This is a genomic window from Rhizobium tibeticum, assembly GCF_900110205.1.
GTDB lineage: Bacteria > Pseudomonadota > Alphaproteobacteria > Rhizobiales > Rhizobiaceae > Rhizobium > Rhizobium tibeticum.
Window position 1 is genome coordinate 22,680 of sequence record NZ_FOCV01000047.1, and the last position, 7,853, is coordinate 30,532.

A 7,853-nucleotide genomic window follows, 5' to 3' on the forward strand; every position below is an offset into this window, starting at 1 on the left:
GATTAGTTTGACCTGCCTCAAGGATCATTCGACCACCAGCCGCTAATAAGCGGACATCCGCTGCTAGGCTCTCCCTGCAGTTTTCTTCTGGCCACGCCTTCGGGCGTGGCTTTTTTGCATCTGCGCCGTTGGTGTCGGCTGGCCTGCTTCTTGACCTACGTCAAGGAAGGCGGCGCTGCGGAATGCGACAAGGGGTCATCAATGATGGATGCTGACCATGAATCTCTACACCACCCCTGGTCCACGCGACAAGAACACGGTCGAACATCTTCAGGTGGAACCGGTCAACGCGGCGCGCAATCGTCAGCCTCTTTATGCCGCACGCAAGAAAGTTTTCCCCAAGCGGGCGGAAGGCCGCTTCCGCCGCTTCAAATGGATGGTGATGCTGATCACGCTTGGGATTTACTATCTCTCACCATGGCTGCGGTGGGACAGAGGTCCTTTCGCGCCTGACCAGGCGATCCTGATCGACCTGTCCTCGCGGCGCTTCTTCTTTTTCTTCATCGAGATTTGGCCGCAGGAGTTCTTTTACGTGGCGGGCCTGCTGGTCATGGCGGGCTTTGGCTTATTTCTGGTGACGTCCGCGGTCGGGCGAGCATGGTGCGGCTATGCTTGTCCCCAGACGGTATGGGTCGATCTGTTTCTTGTCATCGAGCGCGCCATCGAGGGCGACCGCAACGCACGGATCAAACTCGACAATGCGCCATGGAGCACTGGCAAACTATTGAAGCGCGTCGCCAAGCACGCGATCTGGCTCGGCATCGGTGCAGCAACTGGCGGCGCATGGATTTTTTACTTTGCTGACGCGCCAACATTGGCGCTCAGTTTCTTGACGGGCCAGGCACCGGCCGTTGCCTATGCAACCGTCGCAACGCTTACCGCGACCACCTATGTGCTCGGCGGCCTGATGCGCGAACAGGTCTGCACATACATGTGTCCGTGGCCCCGGATCCAGGGCGCCATGATCGACGAAAACTCCCTCGTCGTCACCTACAACGACTGGCGGGGCGAACCGCGCTCCCGCCATGCCAAGAAGGCGGTCCTCTCGGGCAAGGTCGTTGGCGACTGCGTCGATTGCAATGCCTGCGTGGCCGTCTGTCCGATGGGCATCGATATTCGCGACGGACAGCAAATGGAGTGCATCACCTGCGCGCTTTGCATCGATGCCTGCGATGGCGTCATGGACAAGCTGAACAAGCCGCGCGGCCTCATCGCCTATGCAACGCTAAGCGAATATGCCGCCAACATGGCGCGTGCCACCGACAACGGAAAGACCGGCGTGCAGCCTCAGCGCGTTCGCGATGATGACGGAAACTTCATCGCCGCAATCCGGCATTTCAACTGGCGCGTCATCTTCAGGCCGCGCGTGGTCTTTTATGCAGCTGTCTGGGCAGCAGTTGGCATCGGCATGCTCGTCCATCTCGCACTGCGAGAGCGGCTTGACCTCAACGTCGTGCACGATCGAAACCCTCAGTTCGTTCTTGAATCAGACGGCTCGATCCGCAACGGCTACACGCTGCGCATTCTCAACATGCTGCCGCAGCCCCGCACGATTGCGTTGCATCTCGAAGGAATGGACAGCGCGACGATGAGGATTCCGGAACTGTCGGAAGGGGAAGGCCGGCAGTTCATGATTGACACGAAGCCCGACACGGCAATGGCGCTCAAGGTCTTCGTCACAAGCAAGAATGCCTCCAGTGCCGTCAGCGAATTTCTCTTCGTGGCCGACGACCCGGCCGGCACGGATCGCTCGGTCTACAAAGCCGCCTTCAATGCGCCAGGAGCCAGGAAATGAGCCACTACCAGATCACCAACGGCAAAGGCTTTACCGGCCGCCACATGCTTTTCATCATGCTCGCCTTCTTCGGCATCATCATTTCCGTCAACATGACGATGGCCTGGTATGCCACGTCGAGCTGGAGCGGCCTTGTGGTGGAAAATACCTATGTCGCGAGCCAGGAATTCAACAAGAAGGCGCAGGCAATACGCACTATGGCCACGAGCGGCGTTTCTGGCGAACTCGCGCTTCAAGACGGACTGATTGTCTATACGCTGCGCAATCTCGACGGTTCGCCAGCCGCCGCTGACGCGGTCACGGCGCATATCAAGCGGCCGGTCGGCGACCACGAGGATTTCGTCATTCGATTATCGAAGAGCGGTGACGGCCATTTCGAAGCGCGCCACCGCGTCCTGTCGGGCGATTGGATCGTTGAAGTCATTTCCAAGGACGAGGGCACGACCGTGATGCACGAGGCCCTCAGGATCAATATCGCGGGGGTCGTCCAATGACATGCTGCACGATGGATGCCGAAGGCGTGCTGTCACTGAGCAGAACCGTGATCAGCGCCGAGGAGGCGCTGCTTGCCAGCCAGCCTCTGGGCGCCGGTCTCAGGCAATCGGATTTCAGCGTTCCAGGCGTCCACTGCGGTGCCTGCATATCGACGATCGAAAAGGCGCTGACAAAGTTGCCATATGTCAAGAGCGCGCGGGTGAACCTGACGGCAAAGCGCGTGAGCTGCGTATGGTACGAGGAGATGAACGGCAAGCCGGTCAGTCCAGCCGGCATTTTGTCTGCAATTGCGGGCTGCGGCTATCAAGCGCATTTGTTCACGGCTTACTTGAGCGACGATGATCGTGTTCGCAATCAACTGCTGCTGGCAGTCGGCGTCTCGGGCTTTGCGGCGGCAAACATCATGCTGCTTTCCGTCTCGATCTGGTCCGGGGCGGAGGCTGCAACGCGCGACATGTTTCATTGGATATCGGCAATGATCGCGGCGCCCACGCTGATCTATGCCGGACGTTTCTTCTACCAATCCGCATGGAACGCTTTGAAGCACGGCCGCACCAATATGGATGTGCCGACTTCGCTCGCCGTGACGCTTTCTTATTCGATGTCGCTCTGGGAAACGATCCATCATGGAGAGCACGCCTGGTTCGATGCATCCGTATCCCTACTGTTTTTCCTGTTGATTGGCCGCACACTCGATCACGTCATGCGCGACAAGGCACGTGCGGCAATCACCGGCCTGGCGCGGCTTGCCCCGCGAGGCGCGATTCTGATCAACCCGGATTCCCCCAAGCGTTATGTGCCGTTGGACGAAATCAGTGTCGGCGATCTGATCGCCGTGCCGGCCGGCGAACGTATTCCGGTCGATGCCACCGTCGTTACCGGCAAGAGCGAGATCGACCTTTCGATCGTCACGGGCGAGAGCATTCCGATCGCGGTATCGACGGGAAGCGAACTGAAGTCCGGTGCGATGAACCTGACGGGATCGTTGATGATCAAGGCAACGGCGACTGCAAGAAACTCGTTGCTTGCCGAGATCATCGGCCTGATGGAAGCCGCAGAAGGCGCCCGCGCCCGCTACCGGCGCATCGCCGATCGCGCCGCGAGCTACTACTCGCCGGCCGTTCATCTCCTCGCACTGATGTCCTTTCTCGGCTGGGGTCTGATGGGCGGCGACTGGAAGCAAGCGATGCTGGTGGCCGTCGCCGTCTTGATCATCACCTGCCCCTGCGCGCTGGGCCTGGCGGTGCCCATTGTTCAGGTCGTGGCCGCCGGGACCCTGTTCCGGCGGGGCATCATGGTCAAAGACGGCTCAGCCATGGAACGACTGGCCGAGATCGATATGGTTGCATTCGACAAGACCGGAACCTTGACGATGGGTCAGCCGCGTCTCGCTTACCACACGCATGCCGGTCCTCGCGAACTGGCCATTGCCGCCGGCCTGGCGGCTCATTCCCGGCATCCATTGTCACAGGCACTTTTGCGCGGCGCAGGATCAAAGACCCTGGCATTTGATGGAGTCGAGGAGATCCCGGGCGCTGGACTGGAAGCGGAAAGCGGGACGGGAATCTACCGTCTCGGCAATGCGGCCTTCGCTTGCCCGGGAAGTCCGCGAGGCGCACAAAAGAGCGACGCCTTCTCCGAGGTCGTCCTATCGAAGGACGGGATCGAGCTTGCACGCTTTTATTTCGAGGATTCGCTGCGGCCAGGTGCCGATGGCGCCATCGAGAGCCTTGCGGGTCAAGGGTTTGCCGCGATTGTGATGTCAGGCGACCGGGATTGCGTCGTCGAGGCGACAGCCAAGACGCTCAATATCGATCGCTGGCTCGCAGGATTGACGCCCCGGGGAAAGATGGAGGAATGCGAACGTCTGGGCAAGCTCGGCCATCGCGTCCTGATGGTCGGTGACGGGATCAACGACGCACCGGCGCTCTCGGTGGCTCATGTGTCGATGGCACCGGCGGCGGCGGCAGATGTCGGGCGGCAGGCCGCAGGCCTGGTCTTCATGCACGATAGTCTTGAGGCCGTGCCTGAGGCGATCTCCATGTCGCGCCAGGCGGCTCGGTTCATCCGGCAGAATTTCGCGCTGGCGATCGGCTACAACATCATCGCCGTACCGATCGCAATCGCGGGCTATGCGACGCCTCTGGTCGCGGCCGTGGCGATGTCGACATCGTCGCTCATCGTCGTTGCAAATGCCTTGCGTCTGAACGACAGGGCGAAGGTCCCTGGCAAGCGGCATTCGATCCGTAATACGAAGCATTCCGCCGTGGAGGTCGTTTCGCCATGAACATGTTGATTTACCTCATTCCGATCGCGCTCTTCATGGGGGGATTGGGCCTTTTTGGTTTCCTGTGGTCTCTGAAGAACGGCCAATATGACGATCTCGAGGGCGCGTCATGGCGCATTCTCGATGACGAGGATGAAAAGACGCCCCGGCCGTAAGGGTATGACGATTGCCAGGAGCGGCGGATCGTTGCCACCGGCTGCTACATCTGGCGCAGAGCCGCGATATCGTCGATGCGCACCGTTCGGCCTTTGACAGTGACGCCCGCTTCCTTGAGCGCACCGAATGCGCGCGAAAGTGCTTCAGGAGCAAGGCCGAGCTTGCCGGCGAGCAGGCTCTTTTGGTAGGGGAGACGAACGGTTTCGCTTGGTTTTCCTGCCGAACATTCGCTTAAGAGATAGTTGGCAACCCGCTGAGTGGCCGTTTGCAGACGGTCACTGGCCACGCGTTCCATCGTCGCAAGCAGATGGTCGGCCATCAGCTGCATGATATTCCTGTCCAGAGCTCGGTCCTCTTCCGCCAGGCGTCTTACGCCGTCGATAGTAAAGCGTGCTAGCACAGCGTGATCTGCCGCCTGAACATTGTAGGGATAGATACCACCACCGCCGATTAGACACTCGGCGAAGGTGTCGCGCGGTTCACCGATCCTGATATCTGCAGCGCGTCCCATCTCATTCGTCTTGAACAAACGAACATAGCCTTGGAGAACGCAAAAGAACGAGTCTGCTCTTTGGCCTTCCCGGATGATGAAATCGCGAGGCTCGAACCTGATGATGTCAGCCAGCTTGAGCAGCCTGTTGGCAGTGTCGCTGCCTAACCCGGCAAAGAGTTTTGAACGCGCCAATACGGATGTCTCGACGGACATTTTCCTACCCTCGTTGAATGCCAAGCCTGATTTAGCTCGCCGCAGGCAAAATCATGTTTGATTTTGATCAACTCGGGCGGGAGAAAGCACGGAAAACTGGACTTTTCGCAGCCCTTGCGAGCCGCTTTGCCATTCTTTTGGGAGAAGTGCGACTGTTTTGTTCCCATTTCCGGAGAAATTCGATAATGAAGCGAGCAACTGGCGGTTCGCGAGCGTCTTCTTGGAAAACCCTTGGGGAATGTAGAAATGACGGAAAAGCAATCCGAGCATATTTTGGTCGTCGATGACGACGCCCGGATTCGGCAGCTGCTGATCCGCTATTTCGAAGACGAAGGATATCGCGTCACGGCCGTCGCCGACGGGACTGCCATGCACACTGAGCTCGCAAAAACAGATTTTACAGCGATTTTCCTCGATCTGGTTTTGCCTGGCGGGCAAAACGGCCTTCAATTGGTGCGGGAAGTCCGCGCGAATTCGGACGTGCCGATTCTTATGCTGACCGGCCGCGACGATGTGACCGACAAGATCGTAGGCCTCGAAGTCGGAGCAGATGATTACATCGCCAAGCCATTCCACCTTCGGGAGGTTCTTGCCCGTCTGAGAACCGTCTTGCGTCGCCGCCAGCCTGCCGGGCGCCCGGCCGGGCATCAGGCTGCGGACGAGGGCGTCCTGCAATTCGATGGATGGCAACTTCACATCCACCGGCGCAAGCTGACGGACCCTTCCGGACAAGACACGCCGCTGACAACCGGTGAGTTTGATATGCTTCTCGTCTTTGCGCGCAACGCCGGCCGGGTGCTGTCGCGCGAAACGCTGATGGACCTCACGCGCAGCCGCAGCCTCGAAGCGTTTGATCGAACGATCGACGCGCAAATTGCCAGGCTGCGCCGGAAAATCGAGGAGGATCCCAAGTACCCGACGATCATTCAGTCCGTCCGCGGCATCGGCTACGTGTTTACCGGTGGCGGCTACTAACGGCGATCTCAGCAGCAGATTTATTTGACGACCGTCAATGTCGGTCGCGATCGAAGCATATCCTTGTGAAGGGGACCACTCCTATAAGAACATTGCAAGCAGGTGATTGCGCTCGGGCGCGAATTCAGCATTGCGGGAGGCAGAATGACGCTCAGCAGAAGCGCCTGACGGTGATCGGCGGCGGCGATGCGGTGAAGGTCAAATATACCGGCATCCTGCCCGATCTGTTCTCACGAAGGGCAGGGGGTGGTGACCGAAGGCAGGTTTTCGGCCTGAAGCCGGGAGTTCGTCGCCGACACGGTGCCGGCCAAGCACGACGAGAGAACGCCAAGGACGTCGCCGATCGGCTGACGGCGCAGCGTCTGCGCAGGTAGGCGAGAGCACGTGACGATCATCTAAACCGGGACGACGGTCTACTTAACTTGATTGTTAAAACCATCGTGCTTTAAAACCAGGAATCTTCGGCACTCGCCTCGCCAACATTGCCAGTTTACCAGCATGTTCGTAATCGAGTTGACTGAACGCGAGGGCGTTGCGGCGGTAAGGCGGTGGTGGGTGTTTCTGTGAACCGGTCTGACTTCTCAGCCCGAGCCTATCACGGCGCTAAGAGCTGCTGCGATAAGCTGAACGCCCTTTTCGATTGGTTTTGGTGACAACGCCGAGTAACCCATCACCAACCCCGGCCGCTCTTTTGGCGCATCTGTCGCCTCTGGTGTGAGACTCACCCAAACAATGGCACAACTGGACCAATGGCTCGAACAGCTTCCACCCGAGCTCCTCGGCGAGATTGCTGAGAGGCTGCGTCGACATCATCCATAGGAGCACTCCACCTGTTATCGATGTCGTAAAGGCACGTGACCTCGCGCGACAACCAGCTGGGGCGTGGCGGTGACGAAGAGCTCGTCATCGTGAATTATGCACCGCAGGGAGCTCTCTTTGCAGTGTAACGTCCAATCTCTTCCCGGCGGTCGCCTTTGATCTCGGTCCAGTTGACAGTCTTTGCGAGCACGGGCGCAGCACGCCCGAACAGGCCTTCCTTAACCGCCTCCGAACTCCATTCGTTACGGCTGCCGGTGAAACCTTGTGTGGATGCCAGCCGTTTTGCAAGCAAGATTTAAAACTTTTGAACACGTGATCGAGTGCGGTCTTGTGTAAGGCCTTTATATGCGGTCCTTGAAGTGCCGCGGGCCGGTATGGTGATACGCGAGTCAGGTCCGAATCTTGAAAGCGAGCTCGAAGCTCGAAGCGTCATTCTGGTTTGCTGACCCCGATCTTATCGATCATTTGCCCATGCAGTTCTTGTCTTCCTCACGTCTCCCATAGACCGGCTTCAAGTGCTCCGCTTCATGCAGGCACTGTCGCCGGATTCCGGTAATCCATCTGCTTCGTCAGCATGGCCCAGATACCACGCGCCATCTTGTTGGCCAGGGCAATCGCTA

The 7,853-nt window shown here is 58.8% G+C and carries 7 protein-coding genes; 6 read left to right on the forward strand and 1 reads right to left on the reverse strand.

The window, feature by feature from the left end; all coding sequences use genetic code 11:
* Positions 1–217 precede the first annotated feature (217 nt).
* From ccoG to ccoS, 4 genes are read left to right on the forward strand one after another with little or no spacing between them, the layout of a single operon-like run.
* Positions 218–1,795 (forward strand): cytochrome c oxidase accessory protein CcoG, encoded by a 1,578-nt coding sequence (gene ccoG / locus BSG20_RS30650; RefSeq protein ID WP_072381474.1) that lies wholly within the window; start codon positions 218–220, stop codon positions 1,793–1,795.
* Positions 1,792–2,289: a FixH family protein gene (locus BSG20_RS30655; RefSeq protein WP_072381442.1), complete on the forward strand. Its 498-nt coding sequence runs from the start codon at positions 1,792–1,794 to the stop codon at positions 2,287–2,289. Before ccoG ends, BSG20_RS30655 begins: the two co-directional genes overlap by 4 nt.
* Positions 2,286–4,577 carry a cation-translocating P-type ATPase gene (locus BSG20_RS30660; protein ID WP_072381440.1) on the forward strand — a complete coding sequence of 764 codons (2,292 nt, stop codon included), beginning with the start codon at positions 2,286–2,288 and terminating at the stop codon, positions 4,575–4,577. Before BSG20_RS30655 ends, BSG20_RS30660 begins: the two co-directional genes overlap by 4 nt.
* A complete protein-coding gene (gene ccoS / locus BSG20_RS30665) occupies positions 4,574–4,732 on the forward strand; it encodes a cbb3-type cytochrome oxidase assembly protein CcoS (RefSeq protein ID WP_063828742.1) in 159 nt (52 codons plus the stop codon). The genes BSG20_RS30660 and ccoS overlap by 4 nt, the downstream gene beginning before the upstream one ends.
* Positions 4,733–4,776: 44 nt before the next feature.
* On the opposite strand, the gene BSG20_RS30670 is transcribed toward ccoS, so the two are convergent.
* Positions 4,777–5,439, reverse strand: a complete 663-nt coding sequence (locus tag BSG20_RS30670) for a Crp/Fnr family transcriptional regulator (protein ID WP_072381438.1) — start codon at positions 5,437–5,439, stop codon at positions 4,777–4,779.
* A 246-nt stretch (positions 5,440–5,685) separates the two neighbouring features.
* On the opposite strand from BSG20_RS30670, the gene BSG20_RS30675 reads away from it, so the two are divergent.
* Positions 5,686–6,414, forward strand: a complete 729-nt coding sequence (locus BSG20_RS30675; protein WP_072381436.1) for a response regulator — start codon at positions 5,686–5,688, stop codon at positions 6,412–6,414.
* Between the two features lie 170 nt (positions 6,415–6,584).
* Positions 6,585–6,788: a hypothetical protein gene (locus BSG20_RS30680; RefSeq protein ID WP_072381434.1), complete on the forward strand. Its 204-nt coding sequence runs from the start codon at positions 6,585–6,587 to the stop codon at positions 6,786–6,788.
* Positions 6,789–7,853: the final 1,065 nt, after the last annotated feature.

Excerpts from the sequence above, each read along its gene's own strand:
- ccoG (WP_072381474.1), top strand. The coding sequence starts at position 218 with ATGAATCTCTACACCACCCCTGGTCCACGCGACAAGAACACGGTCGAA.
- BSG20_RS30655 (WP_072381442.1), top strand. The coding sequence starts at position 1,792 with ATGAGCCACTACCAGATCACCAACGGCAAAGGCTTTACCGGCCGCCAC.
- BSG20_RS30660 (WP_072381440.1), top strand. The coding sequence starts at position 2,286 with ATGACATGCTGCACGATGGATGCCGAAGGCGTGCTGTCACTGAGCAGA.
- ccoS (WP_063828742.1), top strand. The coding sequence starts at position 4,574 with ATGAACATGTTGATTTACCTCATTCCGATCGCGCTCTTCATGGGGGGA.
- BSG20_RS30670 (WP_072381438.1), bottom strand. The coding sequence starts at position 5,439 with ATGTCCGTCGAGACATCCGTATTGGCGCGTTCAAAACTCTTTGCCGGG.
- BSG20_RS30675 (WP_072381436.1), top strand. The coding sequence starts at position 5,686 with ATGACGGAAAAGCAATCCGAGCATATTTTGGTCGTCGATGACGACGCC.